The organism is Spiroplasma clarkii (genome assembly GCF_002795265.1).
Classification (GTDB): Bacteria; Bacillota_I; Bacilli_A; order Mycoplasmatales; family Mycoplasmataceae; genus Spiroplasma_A; species Spiroplasma_A clarkii.
Map to the genome: position 1 here is coordinate 614,682 of NZ_CP024870.1, position 25,231 is coordinate 639,912.

Genomic DNA, 25,231 nt, shown 5'->3' on the forward strand with positions numbered 1-25,231 from the left:
GATTTATATTCTAAAAAATATGAATTAAATTAATTATAGTGAAAACTATAAGGAGGTAAAATGAAAAAATTATTAATAATATTAACAAGTACACTACTTGTAACTACTTCCACTGTTACAGTAGTAGCTTGTGGAGCTGATTCAACTCCAGATTTAGATAACTGACAAGATAATAATGTTGAATATGAATTATTTGGTAAAAGTTTTAAATCCAAAGCAGAAGCAGTTGAACATTTTATGAAAAATGATACTAAAATTGAAACAAGTAAAAATTATAAAAATGAAATCACATTAGGAAACTCAAGTTTCAAAACCACTGCAGAAATGTTAAACCAGATTGAATCAAGTAAAGTAATTTCAAAAGCAAAAACTTATAAAGATCCAAAAAATTACTTAACTGACTCATTAGGTTCAGTTTCAGCAAGTGGAGTTGTTAACAAAATTGATGCAGTTAATGTTTATCAGGATGTAAATGGTAATGCAGTTTACTCTGGAAGTGATGAGATGAGTAAAAATGATGTGATTAGTTCTTATACAAATAAAATTAAGAGTGGTTACGAAGCAGATGGTTTGTTCTTTAAAAGTAGAGAACAAGTAACTGCTTACTACCAAAATAAATATGAAGGTGAAGAAATTAAATTAGAACAAAAAAAATATCATAAGTTAGGAAACCTTTGGTATGACAAAGAAAGCTTTGAAAATAACCTAGAAAAAAGTATTGTTAAAACAGTTGAGTATAATGGTCATAGAATAAGCGAAGAAAATAAATTTAATTTGTCTAAACTAAAATTGAAAGAAAGTGATTTAGATAAGATTACTAAAATTGAAAAAAGACCTGGAATGTATTACCTGGAAGCAGTTTCTGACGATGAGGGAACATTAGATATTGAGGGTGGTAACTTTCATAGAACTTCAAAAAACATTGCAGAACTAATTGAAGATAAAGAAAACTGAAGTTTAGTTTCAACATCAACAGAAGGATTGGCTGATGCAGGATTTAATGCTGCTCTTAGTGAAATGGCATTATCTACTGGATCAATTGGGTTTGAACTAAGCTCAACTGAAGGTAATTCTAAACCAAATAAAATCATAAATTTCTTTGAATCACTAGCAGTTTATTATAAAAAATTTAATCAATATGTTGATGAAATTTCAATGTCTTCTAGTTCAAAGTTAGCTTCAATATTTGGTAAAGCAGCTAGCAAGTCAAAAATAGATAAGTTAGCAGTGGATACTGAAAAAGTTAAAGCAATCTTTGAGAAATATCAAATTGCTCAAGAGATTAATGCTTTATGAAATAACCTAATTTCATTTCACAGTATTGATCAAAATAAAAAAATGGTTGTAACTTTGCATAATATTAGAGAATTGTTGAGGAGTTTAGATGTTTCACAATCTGACTCTAATGTAATTGATGAGTTTATGTATGCAACTTTACTTGCACTTAATGTAAGTAGTTTTAAGAAAATAAATAAAGCTCACAATACAAACAATAGTGATTTAGTTATAAGTCATGAATGAATTGAATTTGTGAATGATGCCAAAACAAGAGGGGAACTTTACAATGTCTTAGATTTACTAATGGACTCAGGTTATTTTACAGGTAAAAATAATAGTGCTAATAATTCATTAGGAATTAAAAAAACTTTTGATAAGTTTTTAGATATTGTCAATATTAAGACTAAGGATTTGCTTCAGTTAGCAAAACTTTATCAAAAACATCTTGAAGATATTGGGAAACAAATCAAGTCAACAGCAGAGTTTGCCAAAATTCTTAAAAAAAGAATTCTTTATGTTGAAGCTGCAATAACAATTTTAAACATGATTCCTGGAAAAACAACTGAAAATTGAGAATTTGTTATTCCAGATACAAAAAATACTATTAAGTATAAAAAATCATCTTGATTTTGAGAAAAAAATGAATTTAACCCAAGAAACATTATGCTGGCTTTAGAAATTGCCAAACCAAAAAATACTACAACATATCTATATAATGAGAAATACTTTACAAGTTATGCAGAAGCAGAGTACCGTATGAAAAGAGATATTGTAGATAACTTGTTTGCTGATGAAAAGAACATTGAGTATGGTTCAAAATATTTTGAACAAATTTTTGAAACAGATAAAAGTAAATTACTAGAAAGAATTTCAAAATTAGTTGAGAAAATGACAGCTTATAGTGATGGATTTGGTGAAACCTTTAGTAATTCAGATGCAGCAATCAATAGTGCTTTAAGAAAAATTTCAGACCAAGAATTTGTTAAAGCATATAAATATGATTACTTAGGAAGCTATTTGTATGAATACAGTTATGATGCAATCTACAAAAAAGTTCTTGAAACAATAGACCTTGAAACTAAAGCGGTTGAATTTAGTGATTACCTAGCCACAAACAAATTTGAAAAATTAGAAAACCTAGATAATGATGGTTATGATTTATACCAATTTAAGTTTAATGGTAAAAATTATTATTTTGATAATTACAATGGGGCTATTGTTAAATATATGCACTTGAATGATTATGCAAATGTCTTTATTCAAGTTAACTCAGCCACATATGAATTAAATGGTTTAATGTTTTACAATGAAAATCAATTTCAAGAATATCTTTTAGATAACATTAAGGAGGTAGTTTAAATGTTAAGAACTAAATTATTACTTTCCCTATGTTTAAGTACAGTGGTTACACCTGTAGCTGCAACTTATTCTGTGGGAACTAACTATACTGAAAAAATTCAAGCCATTCGTGACAATGTCAAAAACAACTCTAAGTTTTTACATGAAGGTAATGTTTATATGTATGGTGGTAAAGAATATAAAAGTGAAAATCAAATTTTAAAAGAATTACTAACTCAAAATCCCATTAAAGAAGTTACAACATCAAGTGATCCAGAAAAAATTATGTTAGATTATGCAACTGGGAAAATTGACGGAGATCGAGTTTATGGAACCAATGCTAGTGACTTTGTTAAAGTAGCTCGTAACTTTTATGGAAAAACAATTTTACCAAGTTGCCAAGAAAGTGGTGGGGTTTCTGGGTGCCAAGAAACTCAAAAAAGTGCTTATGACAGGGCAATTGACAGTTATGTTAACCCAGGGTTAACCAGATTAAAATATAGTTATGACAACTCACTATTTTATGATTCACCTGAAGAAGCTAAAATTGCTTACAAAAATACTGGGTTTAATACACCCCAAAGAACTTTAATGTATTACTATAATGGTCATTACTACAATGCCTTTAACCAAAACGATTTTGAAAAAATGAAAACTACTATGACTCCTGCTTATTATTATGAACCAAAGAGTTCTGGAGGTAAGTATAATCTTGATAAACCATTTTCAGTCAGCAAAGAGGACTTTGCTGAAGTTTATACAAATAAACTAGAAGATGATCTAAATGTTTATTTTGATAATGGTTGGGGGAACATATTAAATGACACTAGTGAAAGAAGTTACAACATTTCAATTGAAATTGGTGAAAATGGAGACTATTTTAAAGTAAATGGTCGTGGAAACACAATAATAAGAATTAAGGGAGGGAAAATAGAATTTAGTACAAAAACTGGTGGAAAATCAGAAAGATATGAAAAAGACATTTTAGATATCAAAGTATCTGGTGCAGAGTTGCTAAGACATTTTGATCCAAAGGCCTTTATGACTGAGTTTAAGTCTTATGACAGCTGAAAAACTGGTGTTATATCAAATGAATCAGGTAGCAACGATTTGAATGATTGGTATGAAAAAGAATTTACAGTTGGTGATACTAGTTTCAAAATTTATGCTTCAACTTACACATGAAGGGGATCTAACTATGCACATACAGATTTAAAAGCAAGTAAATATCAAGATTTGGGGTTCAGTGATGAAGCAAGTCTTGAATTAAATCAAAATCTACCCAACAATTTTAAGTATGTTATTGAAGCATTTCTCAATTCAGACCCTGGTAAGAAGTTTATAAAAGATTTTGGCAATGATTTTACATTTAAAACTTATTTGGGTATGGGTTATGGTATAAAACAGTCTTTTAAAAGAAAAATTAGAGAGTTTATAGCTGAAAATGAAACAATTTTTGAAGATGCACTAAAAGAAGATTGAATTTATAGTAAAAATAGCATTAGTAAATTTTCAGTTTATACAAGCAATCTCGAGAAAGAAAAAATGCTCAAACCATACAAGAATGTTGACCCAAGTAAAAAATTTGAACTATTAAAGGGATATAACATTAGAATGACTTATGATGAATGAAAAAATGATTTTTACTTTTTTGATGATATGAATGGAGGAAATGTAGTTTTGCAAGAAAGATGATTTGTAAGTGATACCAAAACAAACCTTAAGGACTTTAGTGATTATCATGGTTATAATTTATCAAATACAATTGAGGGTGCAAAACAAATTCAATTTGACAAACAAAACCCCTTATTATATAAAAAAGTGTATTTATACAATCCTAATGGAGAACTTGTTGCAGAAGAATACAATGAAGATGATGCTTTAAATTATTTAAAATCTATTTTAAACATTAAACAAAGTTATGTTCATAAAAATGAGTTAAAAAACATTGAAAATGCCTTTACAGATTTTAGTTCATTAATATCTAATGGTAAGTATAATGTTTATACTTACCATACAAAAGGTCAAGAACTATACTTTAACAATTATGAAGCAGCACTAGAATCTTACAAAAATAACATAAATCTCATTGCTTCAGTCAGTGTTGTTTACAAAAAAGAATTTGTCTATATTTATAAAGACAAAAATATTGAAAAAAACTTCTATTGATCAAATGATCAAGATCTTGACAAAATAGTTCAAGAAATTTATCAACTTTTAGGTAAAGGAGAGAATCACTAATGAAAAAAATATTATCACTACTTGGAGCAATGACTTTGAACACAATTACAGTTACTAGTGTTATTGCTTGTGATTCTGCAAATGGTGCTACTAAGGGTGATTCAGAATGAGTTGAAAAAGAAATTAAAGACATCAAAAAGTTTGATAGCTTTCAAGAGTTTTTTAAGGAACAAAATAAACATGAAAGCATAATTACTGATGAGTTATTTCGAATAAAAGATAGAAAGTATTGACCAAGACCTGATAGTCATGACAGTAGTTCAGATATATTTTGAAATCAAATTAATGATATGAGGTTTAGAATTGACAGAAGTCTAGTTTCATCAGGTTGAACTTGTACATTAGCTATGTCAAGAGGTGAACCAATTTCATGAGTGTTTTTCGATAAGGATGGAAATGAGACATTCTCATATTTAATTGATAAGTTTGCAAATCCTCCAATTGGTGAAATTCATGTTCATTACCAGTACTATGGTTTGATTAGCCCAAAAATAATAATGGAATCAGATAATGATGAGTCTAAATCAGATTTTAAGGATTTTGCTTTAATTATTAATAAGTCAGAAAGTGCATATTTGAATTTCTTAAAGTTTGGGTATATTAAAGTTGATGTTGTTGAACCAACTATATTTTGAGATTTAAAACCAAATCCAGGAGAAGAATATGAAAGCTTTTATGTAACTGAGATGAGTGTTAAAAATACAGATGGCTATTCAGTTTTTTGAGATGTAAAAGACATTCCAAAACCTAAAAATTAACTAACTATTTTTAAAACAAAAGTTATTTTTCATTTGCTTTTTTGACAAAAAAATAATAAAAAAATCAAAATATTTCTATCATTTGTTGTAATTTTTTGGTAAGATTACTTTGCTTATATCTAAACAATTTAAAGAGGAGGCTTGTACAATGCGTGAAGGAGTAATCTTACGTTGTTCAAATTGCAAAGAAGAAAACTATATTGCAAAAAATGACAAAAGAAAAGAAAAAATTGAAGTAAAAAAACATTGCTTTAAATGTAATGCTCACCAAATCCATAAACAAAAAAAATAAGGGAAAAGATTAAAGTTTTATGCTTTTTTAAGAACTTATTTTTTTTAATTGACTATAATATATTTAGAAATTGAGAGGAAAAATAATTATGAAAAAAACTATTTTAAATGAAATTTTACAAGAAACAAAAGCAGATGCAATTTTGTTGTATTCACCTCAAAATCGTTACTGATTTACTAGATTTAGTTCAAGTTTAGGTTATGTTTTATACACTAAAGACAAAACTTTTTTATTTGTCGATGGTCGTTACTTAACTGCTGCTAAGGAATCTACTATGGTAACTAATGTCGATGAAATTATCGGATTTGGATCAATCTTTGAGTTATTAAATGAAAAAATAGCTCAATTAAACATTAAAAAAATTGTCTTTGAGGCTGATTGAGTTTATGTCAATGAAGCTGCAATATTTACAAAAAAATTAAATGCAGAAATGCAAGCATATAATTTTGCAACTGTTAGAATGATTAAAGATGAATGAGAAGTTGCCCAAATTAAAAAAGCTTGTGATATTACCCATCAAGTTTTTCTAGATGTTTTAAAATTTGTAAAACCACAAATGACTGAAGTAGAACTAGCAAGATTTGTTAGTGATGCCTTTTTAAAACATGGTGCTGAAAAATTAAGTTTTGATACAATTGTTGCCAGCGGAGAAAATGGTAGCAAACCTCATGCAGTACCTACAAGTCGTCAGATGCAAATTGGTGATTTTGTTACCTTAGATATGGGTTGTTATTTCAATGGCTATGCTTCAGATCAAACTCGTACTTTTGCTATTAAAAATAATGATAACCAAAAATTACAAGAAATTTATCAAATTGTTTATGATGCACAACAATTGGGAATTGCAGCTATTAAACCTGGAGTGACAGGACAAACAATTCACAAAATTTGTTTTGATCATATTGCAGCTCAAGGTTATGGAGAATACTTTACTCATGGAACAGGACATGGGTTGGGAATTGAAATCCATGAAGAACCCTATAATTCAAATGCAGGTACAAAACCACTAGTTCCAGGAATGTGTGTCACAGTGGAACCTGGAATTTATATTCCAGGAGTTGGTGGTGTTAGAATTGAAGATGATATTTTGGTGACAGAAACAGGATATGAATACTTAACTACTCCACTTCGTGAACTACAAATTGTGAAATAGGGAAAGAAGAAGTTTTGAAACAATTAAATCACTTAGGAATTATTCTTGATGGTAATGGTCGTTGAGCTCAAAAATTGAATAAAGATCGCACTTTTGGTCATAAACAAGGAATGAACAAAATTTTTGATACTATCAAATGGTGTCAAGCTGAGAATATTGCTTATGTAACTTTATTCTGCTTTTCAACAGAAAATTGAAACCGACCAGTAAAAGAAGTTGATTATTTAATGAAATTCCCAGGTCAAATCTTTAGTGACAAGGAACTTAAAAAATACATTGCAAATGGGATTAGAATAATTTGAGTTGGACGTCGTACAAAAGTTCCTAAAAAAACCAGACAAGCTTTGGAAAATGCAGAGAGCAAAACCGAACAACAAACCAAAACTATAGTTAATTTGGCACTAGATTATGGTAGTGGTGAGGAATTGGTGAGTGCTGTGACAAAGATTTGTCAGGGCATTTTGCAACAAAAATTTGAATTAAATGATATAAATCAAGATTTAATATATAATAATTTATATACTTGTGCCTCTCCACCAATTGATTTTTTGATCAGAACTGGAGGAGAACAAAGATTAAGTAATTTTATGTTATTGCAACTTGGTTATGCAGAACTTTACTTTACAAAAATTTATTGACCTGACTTTGATGCAATAGCTTTGAAAACTGCTATTGCAGATTATTATGCCAGAGATAGAAGATTTGGAAGAATAGAGGTGTAAAAATGAAAAATATTGATTCTAATCAAGAAACACAAGACTTGAGAACTCCCAAAGAGAAGCATTCAATAAATCATTTTAAAACCGCTGAAGGTAAGCGAAGTTTTATGACTAGATTATGATCTACAATTGTAATGTTGATTTTATTAGTTTTATATATTTCTGCTGGTGCTGTTTATACTTATAAACAAGATCTGCCTTTAATAGAAATTGCAGCTTATGCTTCATATTTGGGAACTTTCTTTATTATTATTTTTGCAACCATTGAAATGAATAAAGCCACTGGTTTTAAAAAGTGATGACAGCATTTAATAATAAATTGTTTGGTATTATTGGCATTTTTATATCCAATTACTACAAATCTTTATCAATTTCATTTTTACTTACATTTTGGCAGAACCCTTAACACTATTGCCCAACCATGAATTTTTGTTCTAATAGTAATTTTAATTTCATTTGTCTTTATTTGTCTTGGAATTCTTGACAAGAACATTGGTTTACAAAAAGCCTTAATCAATTATTTAATGATGTTAGTGTTAGTGATTGGTTTCAAAGGGTTTACTATAACTAGTTTGTCACTATTTGGTTCACCTCCATATGAAACTAGGCTTTCATTTAACACTATTGTTTGAATTTGGTTAATGATTATTTTTGGAGATACCTTTGCTTATATTGGTGGAATGGCCTGAGGAAAAACAAAATTGGCACCAAAAATCAGTCCTAAAAAAACCTGAGAGGGTGCTGCTTTTGGATTATCAATTGCTTTTGTTGGTGGATTAGCTTATGCTCTTACCTTCTATTTTGCAGCAAGTAGTTTTGCTCCATTTACCAAGCCAATTAATGATTGAGCTAGTAAATCTGGGGATGTTTATCCTATCTTAATTTATGTATTATTCAGTCTGCTTTTTCCAATCATTGGGATGTTTGGTGACTTATTGTATTCTTGAGTAAAACGAACTTGTCAAATCAAAGACTTTTCTAAAATAATCCCTGGTCATGGTGGAGTTTTAGATCGTCTTGATTCAATTATCTTTTCTTGAGCTATTTTATTTCTAATTGTAGCTATCTTGATTTGATAAGGGGTCTTAATTATGAAGAAAGTAATTTTATTTGGAGCATCAGGAAATATTGGTAGTCAAACCTTAGAAATTTTAAAGGCAAATACACAGAAATTTAGTTTAACTGCTTTTAGTGTGGGGGATAATGACAAAGTTATTGCAACAATTTTAAATGATTTTAAAACTGTTAAAATGGTTTATGCAAATAATGTACAACCAGAACTACAGACCCAATTTCCACAAGTAAAATTTATCAAAACTGATGTCACTCAATTACTTAATGAACCAGGAGATTTGATCATTAATGCATTATCAGGTTTTTTTGGTGTTAAAGTTACTTTGGCAGCTTTGCAACAGGAGAAAATTGTTTTAAATGCTAACAAAGAATCTTTTGTGGTTGCAGGTGCTCTCATTCAAAAATTATTAAGTCAGTCTCAACAGGCAAAAATTTATCCTTTGGACTCTGAACATTGTGCAATTTGACAGTGTTTGGAAGCAAATCAAGAAATTAATAAGATTTATTTAACTGCTTCAGGTGGACCGTTTCGCACCAAGAGTTTAGCAGAAACTAAGAAAGTTGATTTAGTGGCTGCTCTTCAACATCCAAGTTGAAATATGGGTGCAAAAATTACAATTGATAGTGCTACAATGTTTAATAAGGCATTTGAAATTTTAGAAGTTTACCACCTTTTTCAAACCAACAAAATTGTGACCTTAGTGCATCCTGAATCAATTATTCATTCAATGGTAGAATTTGTTGATGGTAGTATTAAAGCACAATTGTCTGTTCCAGATATGAAACAAGTGATTAATTACTTTTTAAATTATCCTACTCGTACTAGTTTTATTGGTCAAAAAAATTTAAACTTTGAAGAATTAGTGACTTTAAATTTAAAGATTATTGATCAAAAGAGATTCACCCCAATTGCAATGGCACAAGCCTGTTTAAATGAAAACAATTCATTAGCAGTAGCTTTGAATGCAGCAAATGAAGTTTGTGTGGCTCAATTTCAAGCTAATAAAATTTCATTTTATCAAATTACCAAATTAGTTCAACAGGTTTTTCAAGACTGTCCTTTGCAAGTTTTGCAAACATATCAAGAAATTGAAGAGTTTGATACTTTAGTCAGAAAATTAACTGAACAAAAAATTAGAGAGGAAATGAGTTAATGACTGCAACATTTACACTACTACTAGGTTTTTTTGTAGGAATAATTATAATACTAACCTTAATTACCATTCATGAATTTGGACATTTCATTGTTGCTAAACTGGCTGGTGCTTTTGTCTATGAATTTTCAATTGGTTTTGGTCCTAAGCTTTTTACTTTTAAAGGTAAAGAGACTTGACTTACATTTCGTTTATTGCCACTAGGAGGGTATTGTTCAATTGCCTCAGACAAAGTTGACCCCCCAGCAGCACGAGCAGATTTAGAAATTCCAGATGAGAGAAAATTAGATTATATTAAACGCTGAAAAAAATTATTGTTTATAATTTTTGGACCACTAATGAATTTGTTTGTGGCATTAACAATTTTTACTTTAACATTTGCCATTACCCAGTCAAAACCAAATGATCAAAATTGAATTGGTGCAAACTATAGTCAAGATAAAATTGCTTGAAAACTTTTAGATGAATCAACAGCAAAACCTGATGCAAATCAAGTCTATGTGATTTGAGGTTGACAATTAAGTAATGGCTCAGAAATTGTTTTTGACAATATTTCTGAAAGAGATGACTGGAATGAGTTATCACAAAAATATAAAATAAATGAGGTTGGGGCAACTCGTTCAGCCAACTTTCTAAGAACAGCCACTAGTTTTAATGCTTCAATTGCTGATTTAAGGCAACAATTTGCAGAAACTGATGTTAAACTAAACTTGGCCTTTGCTTATAAAATAGTCAACAAGTTTAGTGGCACTACACAAGAATCTGATGTTACATGAACTCGACACAGTAGTGTCGATGAATATAGTTTGGGTGATTTAGTTGGTTTAGCCGCACCAACCCGATACTTTAAAGATTCAACAGTAGCTTATGCATATGGGTGAAGTGAAACTTTCAATCAATCAATTTCAATTATTAAATCTTTTGGAATGATTTTTACAGGTAGATTTTCAAGTCTAGCTGGTCCAGTTGGAATTGCAGGGCAAACAGCTGCAATGTTTGGGAGTGCTCAACAATTTTTCTTGTATGTGGGAATGTTAAGTGCCAATTTATTCATCTTGAATATGGTTTTCATCCCACCACTTGATGGTTATAAAACGTTAGAGATTATTTTAGAAATGATTTTAAGAAAAGAACTACCAGAAAAATATAAAATAACAGTGTATGTAATTGGAGCAATTATGTTTTTACTACTATTTGCAACAATTACAGTAGTAGATTTTATGCGGTAAGAGGAGGATAAAAGTTTATGGAACCAGGGCTTAAAGAGCTTTTAGAAATGATGAATATTTACTTCACTGAAGCAGAAGAACAAGAATATTTCAGTGGAGCTAAAATCATTGAAAAAGTTTTTTCAAAAAGTAAAAATGAAATTAGGATTTATTTATCTCTTAATGATTTTTTGCCAACCCATATTTTACATAAACTTGAATTTGGTTTAATTAAAGAAACAAATCATTTAAAAGCAAAAATAAATTTATGTATTGCTAATAAAAATTATACTCATGATTTAATTTGAAGATACATTGAATATGTTAAGGATAACAAAGCAGAATATAAAACTGGAACTATCTTGTCACTATCTCCAGCAAGTGTTTTATATGATTGTGAAGAAAAACAAGTCAGTTTTGTAACTGAAACTGAAACTGAAAAAAATTTGTTGCTCCAACATTTACAATACTACCAAGCTAAACTTTCAAAATATGGTTTTGAAGGTGTTAGAGTCAGGGTGGCTGTTAGCGAAAATAAAAGTGATGAAATCTTAAATGCAGTTAATGAGAAATTTGTTCAACAAGCCCAACAAATAGTGCAAACTCAACAACCAGTTTCAACTCAAACAAATACAACTAATAAGCCAAAACAGATTTTTAAAGCAAAAGTAGATTTGGGGAAACCTGATTATGTTTGTTTACATGATTTAGAAGAAGATGCTATGAATGTCACAGTTCATGGTCAAATTATTTCACTAGTAATTAAAAAATCTAAAGCAGATCGCAAAATCTATACTGTGGGAATTGCTGATAAAACTTCAGCAGTTAAAGCAGTTTATTTTCAAAGGGGTGCTGAAATCACTTTGTTTGATGAGGTAGATCATGAAACTGAGCAATTTTTTGCAACCTCTGGTAATGATAAATTAAAAACAGGAGATTGAGTTGCTCTAAATGGTAATTTTACTTACTCATCTTATGACAAAGAACATGTGTTTTACATAAACAAATATTGTAAAATTGAATCAAAAAATTTAGAGATAATTGATGATGCAGTTGAAAAAAGAGTGGAACTCCACACACACACAAAAATGAGTGCTATGGATGGGGTTAGTGATGCTAAAGAATACATTCAAACTGCAAAAAAATGAGGTTGAAAAGCCATTGCCATCACAGACCACTTAAATGTTCAAACCTATCCAGATGCTTTTAGTGCTTTAAAAGAAGTTAATGCTAATGTTCCAGAGGCAGAACAATTAAAGTTAATCTATGGTAGTGAAATTGTGGTATTAGAGGATGAATATTGAATTGTTAAAAACCCAACAGGACAAAACTTGAGAGAAGCTAAGTTTGTGATCTTTGACTTAGAAACAACAGGGTTGTCACCTGAGTTTGATGAAATTATTGAATTTGGGGCAAATGTTTATGATTATGCAACTGGAAAATCAAAAAGTGAAGATTGACTTTTTAAACCAAAGCAACCAATTTCAGACTTTACTACTGAACTTACTAACATTACCAATGATATGCTAGAAGATAAAAACTCAATTGAAGTTGAGTTTAAAAAAATTTATGAGTTAATTCAAGGAGCGATTTTAATTGCCCACAATGCTAACTTTGACTTTAACTTTTTAGATGCACTAGCACAGCGTTTAAATTACCCACCACTAACAAATACTGTTATTGATACTATGACTTTGGCAAGAGCAATCTTGCCAAAGTTAAAAAACCATCGTCTAGGAACAGTGGCAAAGTATTATAATATTGATTATGATGAAAAAACCGCTCACCGTGCAGACTATGATGCTGAAGTATTAACTAGTATTTTTGAAAGAATTTGAAGTGAAGCTCGTCAAATTCAACCTGTTGATTTGGATACTGATTGAAATAAATTTATCAAGTCAGATAAATTAACTGATGAAAATCACAGTCGAGTTAGAGGCTATCACTTACAAGTTTTAGCTAAAAACCAAGATGGTTTAAAAGACTTATTTAAGATAATTTCTTTTTCACATACTAAAAATTTCCTCAACTCTCCAAAAATTTTTAAATCTGAATTAACTAGATTAAATCAAAATAAAAATCTTTTGTTGGGTAGTGGTTGTTTGAATGGTGAAGTTTTTGAAAATGTTCGTACAGGAACAAAAGCTATGTTGCATAATACTATCAGAGCACTTGATTACATTGAAGTTCAGCCGTTAGCAGTCTACAAAAAACTATTACAAACTGGAGATTTAACTGAAACTCAATTAAAACAATTTATCAAAACAATTATTCAAGTGGCTGTTGAAGAAAATAAACTAGTGGTTGCAACCAGTGATGCTCATTATGTGAAACCTGAGGCAAAAATTGTTCGAGATATTTATATTAACACAAAAGGTCTGGGTGGAGTAGCTCACCCCTTATTTGATTATCGTCGTCGAGTTAAAGATAATCCCGATCAACATTTGCGTACCACTAATGAAATGTTAGAAGAGTTTAAGTTTTTAGAAGATAGTGAATTAATTCATGAAATTGTCATTACTAATCCAAACAAAATTGCAGATTTAATCCAAGGTGATATCAAACCTTTAAAAACTGAATTATATACTCCAAAAATTGACAATGTTGATGTCTTGTTAAGAGATGAATGTTATAAAAACGCTCACTTACTGTATGGGGAAAATTTACCCCAAATTGTTATTGATCGACTTGAAAGAGAGCTAAGTTCAATTATTAAACATGGTTTTGCAGTTATTTATTGAATTTCTCATTTATTAGTTAAAAAAAGTTATGAAGATGGTTATTTGGTTGGAAGCAGAGGTTCAGTTGGTTCATCATTTGTGGCAACCACTTCAAAAATAACTGAAGTTAATCCTTTAAAACCACATTATCGCTGTGAACATTGTTTATATTCAAACTTTGAAACACCTGAAGAATACAAATGTGGTTATGATTTACCAGATTTACCTTGTCCAAATTGTAGTCACCAATTAATTGGTGATGGTCATGATATTCCTTTTGAAACTTTTTTAGGGTTTAATGCAGATAAAGTACCAGATATTGATTTAAACTTTTCAGGAGAGTATCAACCCATTGCTCACAATTTTACAAAAGAAATGTTTGGAGAAGCAAATGTTTTCAGATCTGGAACCATTTCAACAGTTGCTGCAAAAATGGCTTATGGTTACACTATGGGGTATTTTGAGGCACAAGGGGTAGAACAAAAACGTCAAATTGAAGTTGACTGACTATCAAATCAAGCAGTTGGAGTTAAAAGAACCACTGGACAACATCCAGGGGGAATTATTATTTTACCAAAAGAATATGAAATTGAAGATTTTACTCCAGTTAATTTCCCTGCAGATGATAGAAACAGTTCATGGCTGACAACTCACTTAGATTTCCACTCAATTCATGATAATTTATTAAAAATGGATATTTTAGGGCATCAAGATCCTACTGCTTTAAGAATGCTCCAAGATTTAACTGGAGTTGATCCTCAAAAGATCCCAACCAATGATAAAAAAGTTTATGCATTGTTTTCAAATTTAACTAGTTTAGGTTTAAATCCAAGTCAAATTCTGGGTGAAACCACAGGAGCTATTGGGCTGCCTGAATTTGGAACTTCATTTGTGCGAAATATGTTAAAAGAAACTCAACCAAAAACTTTTGCTGATTTAGTTCAAATTTCAGGGTTAAGTCATGGGACTGATGTTTATGTGGGAAATGCCCAAGAACTAATCAGTAGTAAAATTGCCAACATCTCATCAGTGATTGGTTGTCGTGATGACATTATGGTTTATTTAATGTCAAAAAAAATTGATCCCTCAACTAGTTTCAATATTATGGAAAGTGTGAGAAAAGGGAAAGGTCTGAGTCAAGACTGAATTGATGTTATGAAACAACACAATGTTCCAGAGTGATACATTAATTCTTGTTTAAAAATTAAATACATGTTCCCCAAAGCTCATGCCACAGCTTATGTATTAATGGCTTATCGAGTAGCTTGGTACAAAATTTATTACCCAGAAGAATATTATGCCACTTGATTTACTACCCGAACAGACTTTTTTGACTTAGAAGCTGTTATTGGTGGTTTAAGTGCAGTTAAGTTTCAATATGAACAATTTGAGCAAAAAGTTAAAAACAAAGAAGCAGTTTCAAGTAAAGAAAAAAGTTTACAACCAATTTATGAAGTTTTAATTGAAATGTTTGAAAGAAATATTTTTATTAAAAATATTGACATTAATATTTCTGATGCTGCAAAATTCAAAGTAGTTGAAGAAAATGGCAAAAAAGTTATTTATCCACCATTTAATGTAATTGATTCACTTGGTGAAGCTGTGGCAAATTCAATTGTGGCAGCCCGAGAAGAAAAACCAATTTCAAGTATCAAAGATTTAACTACACGTTCTCAGGTGACAAAAACTCAATTAGAAACTTTTAGAAAATTAAAAATTTTAAGTAATCTTAAAGAAGATGAGCAACTTTCATTTAACTTTTAAACAGCTTAGTGATAAAGCTGTTTTTTAAATTAAACTATTTTTTTGTTTGTTTGATTAATTTTACTTTATAATTAATTTATACAAAATAAGGAGCAAAACATGTCAAAAGCACAAATTATCACTAAGTATCAAACCCAAATTCAAGAAATTCTAGCACAAAACCATTTGCAATTGTTTGAAATTAACTGAATTTATGAGCATGAAACCAATGTACTCCAAATTTTAGCAGAAAATAGTGATTCAAGTGTGACGAATGTTGAATTTGATAACTTGATTGCAGCCAATGAAGCTATTTCTGTTTTGCTTGATGATGACACAGATTTAACTGAACCTTATGTTTTAGAGGTTGCTAGTGCTGGAGCTGAGCGCCAAGTTAAAAATAAAGAAGTGCTTATTAATAACATCAATAAATACTTTTTTTTAAAGACAAGCACCAGTTATGAAGGGGTTAGTGAATTCAATGCCACTTTAAATACTTATAATCCAAGTACTGAGGAATTTACTTTTAGCTTCTTTTTAAAAGGAAAACCAAAGAAAGCAATTCTTAAATTTACAGAAATAATTTTTATCCGATTTGCCATTAAATTTTAATGGTTTTTTTTGTGCAAAAACTCCAAAATCAATACGATTATATAATTAGGAGGGCATTATGCAGTACAAATTTATCCAACAAAAAATCAACAAGGATTGCGGGGTCGCAGTAACTTGTATGCTAATTAATTATTTACAAAATAGTGAGCTCACTATTGAAGAGCTAAAATACCAGAGTGTAGTTTTTGACAATGAACTAAGTTTTTACAATCTGGAACTAATTTTTGCCAAATATAACATTGAATTTAAATCATACTATGCTTCATTTGAAGACTTTTGTGAGTTATGTCCAGCTGAACCGATGATTTTAAATTTAGTTATTGATTATCAAGAACATTTTATTGTTGTTTATAAAATCAAAGGCACCAAAGTTTTGGTTGGTGATCCTAATGACAAGGACATTAAATGAATTCAACTCAAAGAACTACAGACAAAGTTTAGTGGTTACTTTGGTATTGCTAGAAAACTAAACAAATATAAATTCAAGGTAAATTCATTATTTAATTGAAGTCATTTTCTTTTTGAAGACATTAAGAATTTTTCTTTTTACTTTGTGATTGCGATTATGCTGAATTTAGCAATCATGTTAGCAAATGGTTTTTTAAAAACCTATGCTCAAAATTTAAAAATTGGTGTTGCAAGCAATAAGCAGGTCCTTTTTTTAGGCTATGGAATTTTATTTTTTATCCAAATTTTCTTAACTTGAAGTCTTAGTCGTTTAGTTTTTAATATTCGCTTGAATTTAAACAAGAAATTGTATGACATCTATTTTAATAAATTGCTTGAAATTGATTTTGAAATCCTAGAAACACAAAAAAAAGAAGCCTGAATCAAAAAGATTATGCACATTAATACAATTACTCAAGCTTTGATTCAATTTTGTTTAACGATTCCAAGTCAAGGGGTTTTATTTTTAATGGCAGTTGTTTTAATCTCATGATTATCACCAACTTTTTTAATTTTAATTTTAATTGAAAATACATTATGCTTTTTAAGTTCAATTTTTTTTAATAGCATTTTAAAGGATAGAGTTTTAGCAGCTCATCAAGATAGTATCAATTTTAGTGTTCTATTTCGAGAACTCTTGGATGGGAACCAAGAAATTAAAACCAAAAATTTAGAGCCAGTTTATCGCAATAAAATCAATTCAAGTTTTAACCTCAGTTTAGAACATGAAAACAAAATTGATGTGATTAAAAATTTTAATCATTTTATAGTTAATTTAGTGGTTAAAGCAGCTTTCTTACTAACTTTTTATATTGCTCAAATTCTGATTTTTAAAGAAAAACTAAGTTTTGAACAGTTATTATTTTATGTTTCAATCTCAGCATATTGCACTAGTTTTTCTGAAACAGTTTTAAGTACTATTTTAAATCGTGAAACAAATAAAATTGCTCTTAATGAAGTTAAACTACTTTTAGAAAGCAGTGAAGAAAACCCAGAAATTGTTGAGTTAGAAACAATTAAAAGTTTTGAATGTAAAAATCTTTATAAATATAAAAATGAAGTTAGAACAGTTAATAATATTAACTGTTCAATTAACCAAAACACTTTTATTTCTGGAATGAGTGGGAGTGGAAAAACTAGTTTTTTACAATTGTTATGTGGCAGCACTAACAATTATGAAGGAGAGTTATTGATTAATGGAATTGACCTAAAAAACATTAATAAAACCAAATTAAGAGAAAGTGTTTTATACCTTGGTCAATATGATTATTTATTTAATGGTACAGTGTGAGCAAATTTACAACAATTTAAAAATAAAATTGACCTAGAGTTATTTAAACAACTGGATTTTTTAACAATTTTAAAAACCCATAATCTTGATTTACACAAAACTTTACGAGATAATGGGGCCAATTTAAGTAAAGGTCAAAGACAAATCATTAACTTTATGGCTTTATTTTTCACAAGTAAACAAGTATATTTAATTGATGAGCCACTTAGTAATGTTGATCATAGCCAGCCTATGATTTATTTGAGAAGTTTTTACAGTGTAAGTCAAACTCTCTGATAATAATGAGCGATCATAACAAACATTATCAAAACTATTTTGCAAAACATATGGTGATTAAAAATGAAAAATAAATCATTGGGTAGCTATTTTTGTCATTGTTTACTAGCTCTTACTGGTATAATTGGTTTGTTGTTTTTACAAAAAACAAACATTTATCATGAAGTTGTGGTTGTTCAAGATCAAGTGGATGAAACCGGACAAATTAGTCGAAAAGCCATTCTATTAACTCAAAGCAAAATAAACCTGAGTGAAATTAGGTATTTTACAATCAATTATGTCACAACAGCTCAAAATTTACCAACAAAACATTTAGTTTATAAAGATGGTTTGCTTTACTTAGAAGATGTTGATTTAAAAAATCTACAAAGTTTTGTCAGCACTGTGGAATTGTATGGGGCAAAAACTAGTCTCTTTAAGTATTTGTTTGCATCACTAGAATAGTTGTTATAATTAACTTAGTGAGGGTTTTAAATATGGAAGAAATTAGTTTTACATATGAATTTGATTTACCTGAACTTCACAGTTATGAAGCAGTTTTTCAACAAATTTTAGCAATTACCAAACAACAATTAAAAATTACTCAGGATTTAATGTTATCAGTAAACTTTATTGATGAAGAAAAATCACTAAATTTGAATCAAACTTATCGAGGTAAAGATTATGCTGGTGATGTACTTTCTTTTCCAATTGATGATCCAATGGGAATCTATGACCAGTTGGATTTTAAAGAAATTGGTGATATCTTTATCACTTACTCAATTGCTCAAAAAAAAGCAAAAGAATACAATCACACAATTTACAATGAAATGGCTTGACTATTTACTCATGGCTTACTGCACATTTTAGGTTATGACCATGAACTTGATAAAACAGCAGCGGAAATAATGTTTAGTTTAACAGATAATATCTTAAAAGTGATTAATGTTGACTATAAAATAGTATAATATTAGGAAGGGAGCAGAAACATGGCAGATAAAGATAAAAAAATTAAAAAAAGAGCTAATGTCGGAATTAGGGTAAAAAACAAATTTGGTAATGCAGCAAGAGGGGTTATTACTGCTTTAAAAGAAGAGTCTACTCTTATTGTTTACTTAATTGTAATTGTTTTGTGTGTAGGTTTGGGAATTTGATTAAAAATTTCAACCATTGAGTGATCAATTCTAATTTTAACAATTGGAGTTGTGGTTGGTTTTGAATTTGTTAACACTTCAATTGAAAACTTTGTTGATTTGTTAAGTTTTGAATACAACATTAAAGCCAAAAAAATCAAAGATATTTGTGCAGCTGCAAGTATTATTAATGCAATTTGTTCAGTTGCAATTGGATTTTTATTATTCTTACCAAAATTAATTGACTTTATCATGTCAGTCACTTCTTAGAATGGCAGGTAATTAATATGGATAAACAAGTAGTATTTGAAGAGTTAAAGAAATTAAAAGAAAGAGCCTATGTGCCATATTCTCATTTTAAAGTAGCTTGTATCATTTACTTAAAAAATGGGGAAAAAATTATTGGAGTTAATGTTGAAAATGCTGCATATAACCCAACAATTTGTGCAGAAAGAGCTGCAGTACCTCAATTGGTGGCCCAAGGTTACAATAAAAATGATGTTGAATTGGTGGCTTTATACACTGATTCAGATAAATTTGGTTCACCTTGTGGTACATGTCGTCAGACTTTAATTGAAATTTTAGATCCAAATCAAAAAATGTGGATTTTTAACAAAAATGATTTTGTTGGTGAATACACAATTGGGTATTTTCTACCAGAAGGGTTTACAGCTTGTGATTTAGCTTAATCCCCAAGTGTTAATTTTATTAGTTTTAATATCATTTTAAGTCAGAATTTTATATAATGATACAAAGCAAGGAGGCAATTTTGTGATTAGTTGGTTTAGTTGAGACACAATAGTAACTGATGCTTTTGCAGCAGTGGGGTTTATTTTGGTTGTAATTACACCCCTAATTTTTGCTGCAATTCAAAGAAGAATTTTAAATGGCCGTTTACATACTAGAGTTGATGGTGAAAAGTTATTTGAAAAACTAAAGTATGACTTGAATTTATCTAAATTAACAAATGTTAACAAAAGGTTGCTTTACAGAGATGTTAACTATGCTCGCTCAATTTTTGCAGGAGCTATGGAGTATAATAGTCGTGATTTATTATGATATTTTAATGAGTTGCACGCAAAAAACTTTATCTCATCTGCAATTTGAGGAAAGGCTTGAACTCATTTTTGAGTTTGGATACTAACTGTGGGTGTAGTTATGGGTGGTTCTTACTTGGACTTTCCCAATTGATTATTTCAAATCAATACAATGACAAAAGTTAGTGGAATAGTCAGCATTTGTGTAATTTTTCTGTGTACTGTGTTTTTTTGTGGAATAATTAAAACACTTGAATTTTTCCGCATCAAAAGAGTTGTCAACGATGAAGTTCGTCAAATCAATCTGGCAAAAAAAGAAAAAGTTTGAAAAGACTTTAAAATCATTTATTGATCATCTATTTCTGTCTTTTTTCTAGGTTGAGTATTAGTGTTTATTAATATGTTTTTTTAAAAATTGGAGGTGTAAGAATGGCAAGCAAATCTGGATTATCTGATCGTTTAGTTATGGGAAAACTTGGAAATATCTATACTAAAAGATTTTTAAAATCTAAAAATGTTAATATAGTTTCTGAAGGTGATTTTTTATCAAGAATTAGAATTTTGTGTAGTGCAACTTATCTAATGCCTTTTCAAGCAGTTTGAATTTGCTTTTTCTTATATGCTCGTCTTACTGTCGGTCTTAATATTGGTTCTAATGCAGTTGTGCCAGCTGAACAACTTTGATTGTTAAAAGAACAAGTTTTTGTTTTAAATTTCTTTTTATCAGTCCAACTTTATCATATTTTCTTGCTAGCAATTGTTATGATTGTGATGTTAAATATGACATTGGGGAAAGGGGTAACAATTTTTACAAGTATTTTTAATGCCTTGTACATTGCAGAGGCCATGCTTTATTCAAGTTTTATCTTTATCTTAGCATGGGTTGGTATTTTACAGAATTTTAACAGTTTCTCAGGATTTTTCACTGTTATCACCACACAATGAATTTGAGTGGTCATGATAATTGGGGCAATGATTTCTTTTGCACCAATCTCAGACTTGTGAAGAGAAGTTAACATTTGAAATCGTGAATGAATTAGAATTGATCGTTATCGTCGTACTGAAGACAAAGAAAATGGTTTTGTTTTTAAAACCTGAGTCACTCCTGGGGAAATCAAATCTCGTCGAGGAATGATAATTGCTGGGTGGTTTTCAATTTTTATTGCCTCAGTTTTTGAACTGATGGATGTGTTTGCTAACACTCAATTCTTAGTTTTTAAATATATAATTTTAATTTTTGGTTATGTTGTTTTTATAGCTTCATTTGTAGTGCCTTATAATCGACTAAGCTTAATTTTTTACTGATTAAACCAAACCTTTTTATTGGGTTTAGCCATTTATGGACTTGTGCTAATCCAAGGTCAAGCTTGACAAAGTGGTAACTGATATATGTATTGTTACATAATGCTGCTATTCCCTTGGGGATACAGTTTTAGGGCAGCAATTCGGTATACCTGAACTTTAAAAGATAAAGAAGAAATCAAAGCAGTTGTTTTAAATATGTTTGACAACAAAGATGATTTTGAAAAGTATTTAGAACAGCGTGAAGAAAAACAAGAAATCAAAGAAAGTGAAACTACCATTTAGTTTAGAGGAAATAGTTTTGGAAAAAATAAAATCAGGTTTTGTAAGTATTGTTGGTCGTCCCAATGTGGGAAAATCAACATTATTAAACACATTATTAAATAAAAAAGTGTCAATTGTCACTGAAAAGGCACAAACCACTAGAAATAGAATTCAAGGTATTTTAACTACACCAGATGCTCAAATTGTTTTTGTGGATACTCCAGGGCTACATAAAGTTCAAAATGAATTGGATCGTTATATGAACCGAGTGGCTTTGCAAGCAACCAAGGGCACAGATGTAATTTTACTTTTAGCACCAAGTGATGAATTTATTGGAGAAAATGACCGCTTTTTAGTTAAATCATTACAAGAAAGAGATGTACCAGTTTTTTTACTCATCACCAAAGCAGATCTAGTCTCAAAGGAATTATTAGATTTAAAAATCCAAGAGTGAAAAAATTATGGTTACAAATTTGCTAAGATAATTCCAGTTAGTGCAACAACTGGTTTAAATTTACCAGCTTTATTAGATGAAATTAAACAAGTTTTTCCTAATACAGGAATTAAGTTTTATCCAGATGACCAGTATACTGATCAACCTGAGCGTTTTTTAATTCGTGAAATTATTCGTGAAGAAATTTTACTACAAACCGAACAAGAAGTTCCTCATAGTGTAGCAATTTTGATTGATAAGTTTGAAGAAAAAGATACTTTAATTAAAGTTATTGCCTCGATTATTGTTGAAAGAGATAGTCAAAAGGGAATTTTAATTGGTAACAAGGGAAGTAAAATTAAAGCAATTGGTACTGAGGCTAGAAAAAAACTTGAAGAACTATTTAATAAACAATTTTACTTGGAGTTATATGTTAAAACCAAAGCAAAATGAAGACAATCTGCTTCACTAATTAAGCAGCTTGGTTATGATAAGGATAGTTATTAGGAGCAAAAATGAGTGCTGTAAAAATTGAGGGAATTGTTTTAGATAGTATTGATTATGATGATTTTGCCAAAATTGTTAAGGTTTTTTCAAAACAATTTGGGATTTTATCTTTTTTTGCTCCTGGAGTTAATAAAGAGGGTTCAAAAAATAAATACTCAGTCCAAAATTTGACTTGTAGTGAATTTGAAATATTTAAAGCTCGTAAAGATGAGAAGGTTAGTAAGCTTAAAACAGGGAGACTAATTGTTGATTTTTATGCCATTGCCACAAATTACAATAACTATGTTTTTGTCTCGATTTTGGTAAATTTGTTAACCCAATTGTTACCCCCAGGTTTTAAAGCAGTAAATATTTATTATGCTTTTAAAACAGTTTTAGAAAACATGAAAGCCAAAAGAAATGGTTTTTTAAACTATGCAATTTTTTTGCTTTACTTTATTCAAAATAGTGAATATCGTTTGCGAACTAATCGCTGTAGTCGTTGTAAAAAAACCACCAACTCATATGCTCGATTTGAATATACTGATAAAACACTAGTTTGTGTTAAATGCTTATGACCTGGTGAAAAAAAACAACCACCATCATTTGTGAAAATTTTTAGTAGTTTTAATGAATTTAATTTTACCCAATTAACAGAAATGATTTATAATACTAATGATTTAATAGTTCTCCATCAGTTTTTGATAAACTATTTGGTTGATGAATTGGGTGTTTTCATAGGGGCATTAAAAATTATTAAAAATAGTGCAGTTATGAAAATTAACGATAAAATAATAATGAACTATCAATAACACTTATATTGGGTAGACAAGTATTAATTTTATAGGAAAATATGTGGGTATTTAATTTTAGGTTTTGGATTTAAAATTATCTATTTATTTAGGAGATTACACAATGAAAATTGAAATGGAAAAATTAATTGCTCACTTGAAGGCACAAGGTTTTATTTTTCAGGGGTCTGAAATTTATGGGGGACTTGCAAATTCATGAGACTATGGACCATTAGGTGCTGAAATTAAAGCAAAATTAAAAAAATTGTGATGGGGGTTTTTTGTTAAAAAAAACCCTCATAATTTAGGTTTGGATTCATCAATTATTCTTAATTCCAAAGTTTGAGAAGCTAGTGGTCATTTAAGAAATTTTAATGATCCATTAATTGATTGTAAGGAATGTAAGTCTCGTTGGAGAGCTGATAAGCTAATTGAGGAAAAATTCCCTGAATTAAATGTTGGCGGGTGAACCAATCAACAACTTGAAGAGTTTATTACAGCCAAAAAGATTTTATGTCCTAAGTGTCAAAAACAAAGTTTCACCAATATTCGACAATTTGCTTTAATGTTTAAAACAAATCAAGGTGTTGTTGAAGATGAAGGGTCTGTAGTTTACTTACGACCTGAAACAGCACAGGGAATTTTTGCACAATACAAAAATTGTCAAAGAGCAATGCGCAAGAAACTACCATTTGGAATAGGACAAATTGGGAAGTCTTTTAGAAATGAAATAACTCCTGGGAACTTTATTTTTAGAACTCGTGAGTTTGAACAGATGGAATTAGAATTTTTCTTTGCTCCAAGTGATAATTTTGACTGATTTGAATACTGGTTAAATCAAGTTCAAACTTTCTTGAAAGATGTTTTAAAAATTCACCCCAATAATTTTTTAGTTAGAGAACACAATAAAGAAGAGTTGGCACACTATGCTAAAAGAACAGTGGATATTGAATTTAAATATCCATTTGGAACTGGTGAGTTATGAGGGATTGCACATCGTGGAGACTTTGACCTATCTCAACACCAAAAATTTAGTGCTCAAGATTTAACATACTTAGATCCAAATACAAATGAAAGGTATCTACCATATGTAATTGAACCAAGTGTTGGAGTCGAAAGACTAATGTTAGCAATCTTTTGTCAAGCATACACTGAAGAGGCTGTTGAAAATGGTGAAAGGGTAGTTATGAAATTACCAAATAACTTAGTTCCATATCAAGTGGCAGTCTTTCCTTTACAAAAACAACAAAATGCAGCTGCTGAGCAACTTTATGAAGAGTTGTTAGTAGATTTTGATGCAGTTTTGGATGTTACTGGAAATATTGGTAAACGTTATCGCCGACAAGATGCCATAGGAACTCCACTTTGTGTTACAATTGATTTTGACACAGAAACAGAAAAGACTGTAACTGTCAGAGATCGTGATACAATGAAACAAGTCAAAGTGGCATTGAGTGAACTTAAAAATTACTTAACAACAAAATTATAAAAGATGTGAGGTG

Annotated in this window: 21 protein-coding genes; all 21 read left to right on the top strand. The window is 29.7% G+C overall.

The annotated features are described in order from the left end of the window. Window positions 1-60: 60 nt before the first annotated feature. The 21 genes from SCLAR_RS02750 to SCLAR_RS02850 all read left to right on the top strand — a co-directional run bounded on the left by SCLAR_RS02750 (window position 61) and on the right by SCLAR_RS02850 (window position 25,218). A complete protein-coding gene (locus SCLAR_RS02750) occupies window positions 61-2,637 on the top strand; it encodes a lipoprotein (RefSeq protein ID WP_100254415.1) in 2,577 nt (858 codons plus the stop codon). Beyond that, complete coding sequence (locus tag SCLAR_RS02755; RefSeq protein WP_100254416.1) at window positions 2,638-4,857, top strand: hypothetical protein; 2,220 nt, start codon at window positions 2,638-2,640, stop codon at window positions 4,855-4,857. It begins immediately after the preceding gene. Further along, complete coding sequence (locus tag SCLAR_RS02760) at window positions 4,857-5,615, top strand: lipoprotein (protein WP_100254417.1); 759 nt, start codon at window positions 4,857-4,859, stop codon at window positions 5,613-5,615. Before SCLAR_RS02755 ends, SCLAR_RS02760 begins: the two co-directional genes overlap by 1 nt. Window positions 5,616-5,763: 148 nt before the next feature. Next, complete coding sequence (rpmG, locus tag SCLAR_RS02765) at window positions 5,764-5,907, top strand: 50S ribosomal protein L33 (protein ID WP_100254418.1); 144 nt, start codon at window positions 5,764-5,766, stop codon at window positions 5,905-5,907. An 88-nt stretch (window positions 5,908-5,995) separates the two neighbouring features. Continuing rightward, the gene (locus SCLAR_RS02770) at window positions 5,996-7,060 is read left to right on the top strand and encodes a M24 family metallopeptidase (RefSeq protein WP_244900147.1); all 1,065 of its coding nucleotides are present in this window, start codon (window positions 5,996-5,998) and stop codon (window positions 7,058-7,060) included. Between the two features lie 14 nt (window positions 7,061-7,074). Next, a complete protein-coding gene (uppS, locus tag SCLAR_RS02775) occupies window positions 7,075-7,782 on the top strand; it encodes a polyprenyl diphosphate synthase (protein WP_100254419.1) in 708 nt (235 codons plus the stop codon). 2 nt (window positions 7,783-7,784) lie between these two features. Next, a complete protein-coding gene (locus tag SCLAR_RS07160; RefSeq protein WP_211277559.1) occupies window positions 7,785-8,858 on the top strand; it encodes a phosphatidate cytidylyltransferase in 1,074 nt (357 codons plus the stop codon). Between the two features lie 12 nt (window positions 8,859-8,870). Continuing rightward, on the top strand, window positions 8,871-10,007 hold the full coding sequence (locus tag SCLAR_RS02785) for a 1-deoxy-D-xylulose-5-phosphate reductoisomerase (RefSeq protein WP_100254420.1): 1,137 nt from the start codon (window positions 8,871-8,873) through the stop codon (window positions 10,005-10,007). Continuing rightward, entirely contained in the window at window positions 10,007-11,236 is a 1,230-nt protein-coding gene (locus SCLAR_RS02790) for a site-2 protease family protein (protein ID WP_100254421.1), read from the top strand. The genes SCLAR_RS02785 and SCLAR_RS02790 overlap by 1 nt, the downstream gene beginning before the upstream one ends. 17 nt (window positions 11,237-11,253) lie before the next feature. After that, window positions 11,254-15,699: a PolC-type DNA polymerase III gene (locus SCLAR_RS02795; RefSeq protein ID WP_100254422.1), complete on the top strand. Its 4,446-nt coding sequence runs from the start codon at window positions 11,254-11,256 to the stop codon at window positions 15,697-15,699. Between the two features lie 99 nt (window positions 15,700-15,798). After that, complete coding sequence (locus SCLAR_RS02800; RefSeq protein ID WP_100254423.1) at window positions 15,799-16,290, top strand: LSm family protein; 492 nt, start codon at window positions 15,799-15,801, stop codon at window positions 16,288-16,290. 58 nt (window positions 16,291-16,348) lie between these two features. Further along, window positions 16,349-18,307: an ATP-binding cassette domain-containing protein gene (locus SCLAR_RS02805; protein WP_100254424.1), complete on the top strand. Its 1,959-nt coding sequence runs from the start codon at window positions 16,349-16,351 to the stop codon at window positions 18,305-18,307. 60 nt (window positions 18,308-18,367) lie between these two features. Beyond that, the gene (locus tag SCLAR_RS02810; protein ID WP_100254425.1) at window positions 18,368-18,748 is read left to right on the top strand and encodes a hypothetical protein; all 381 of its coding nucleotides are present in this window, start codon (window positions 18,368-18,370) and stop codon (window positions 18,746-18,748) included. 32 nt (window positions 18,749-18,780) lie between these two features. Then, the gene (gene ybeY, locus SCLAR_RS02815) at window positions 18,781-19,251 is read left to right on the top strand and encodes an rRNA maturation RNase YbeY (RefSeq protein ID WP_100254426.1); all 471 of its coding nucleotides are present in this window, start codon (window positions 18,781-18,783) and stop codon (window positions 19,249-19,251) included. A 21-nt stretch (window positions 19,252-19,272) separates the two neighbouring features. Further along, entirely contained in the window at window positions 19,273-19,686 is a 414-nt protein-coding gene (locus tag SCLAR_RS02820; protein WP_100254427.1) for a diacylglycerol kinase family protein, read from the top strand. A gap of 17 nt (window positions 19,687-19,703) precedes the next feature. After that, a complete protein-coding gene (gene cdd, locus SCLAR_RS02825) occupies window positions 19,704-20,105 on the top strand; it encodes a cytidine deaminase (RefSeq protein WP_211277560.1) in 402 nt (133 codons plus the stop codon). Between the two features lie 82 nt (window positions 20,106-20,187). Next, window positions 20,188-20,865, top strand: coding sequence for a hypothetical protein (locus SCLAR_RS02830; protein WP_100254428.1), 678 nt, complete (start codon window positions 20,188-20,190; stop codon window positions 20,863-20,865). A gap of 17 nt (window positions 20,866-20,882) precedes the next feature. Beyond that, window positions 20,883-22,040, top strand: a complete 1,158-nt coding sequence (locus tag SCLAR_RS02835) for a hypothetical protein (RefSeq protein WP_100254429.1) — start codon at window positions 20,883-20,885, stop codon at window positions 22,038-22,040. A 16-nt stretch (window positions 22,041-22,056) separates the two neighbouring features. Beyond that, window positions 22,057-22,959 (top strand): GTPase Era, encoded by a 903-nt coding sequence (gene era / locus SCLAR_RS02840; RefSeq protein ID WP_100255221.1) that lies wholly within the window; start codon window positions 22,057-22,059, stop codon window positions 22,957-22,959. An 8-nt stretch (window positions 22,960-22,967) separates the two neighbouring features. Further along, on the top strand, window positions 22,968-23,750 hold the full coding sequence (gene recO / locus SCLAR_RS02845; RefSeq protein WP_100254430.1) for a DNA repair protein RecO: 783 nt from the start codon (window positions 22,968-22,970) through the stop codon (window positions 23,748-23,750). 103 nt (window positions 23,751-23,853) lie between these two features. Next, entirely contained in the window at window positions 23,854-25,218 is a 1,365-nt protein-coding gene (locus SCLAR_RS02850) for a glycine--tRNA ligase (RefSeq protein WP_100254431.1), read from the top strand. Window positions 25,219-25,231: the final 13 nt, after the last annotated feature.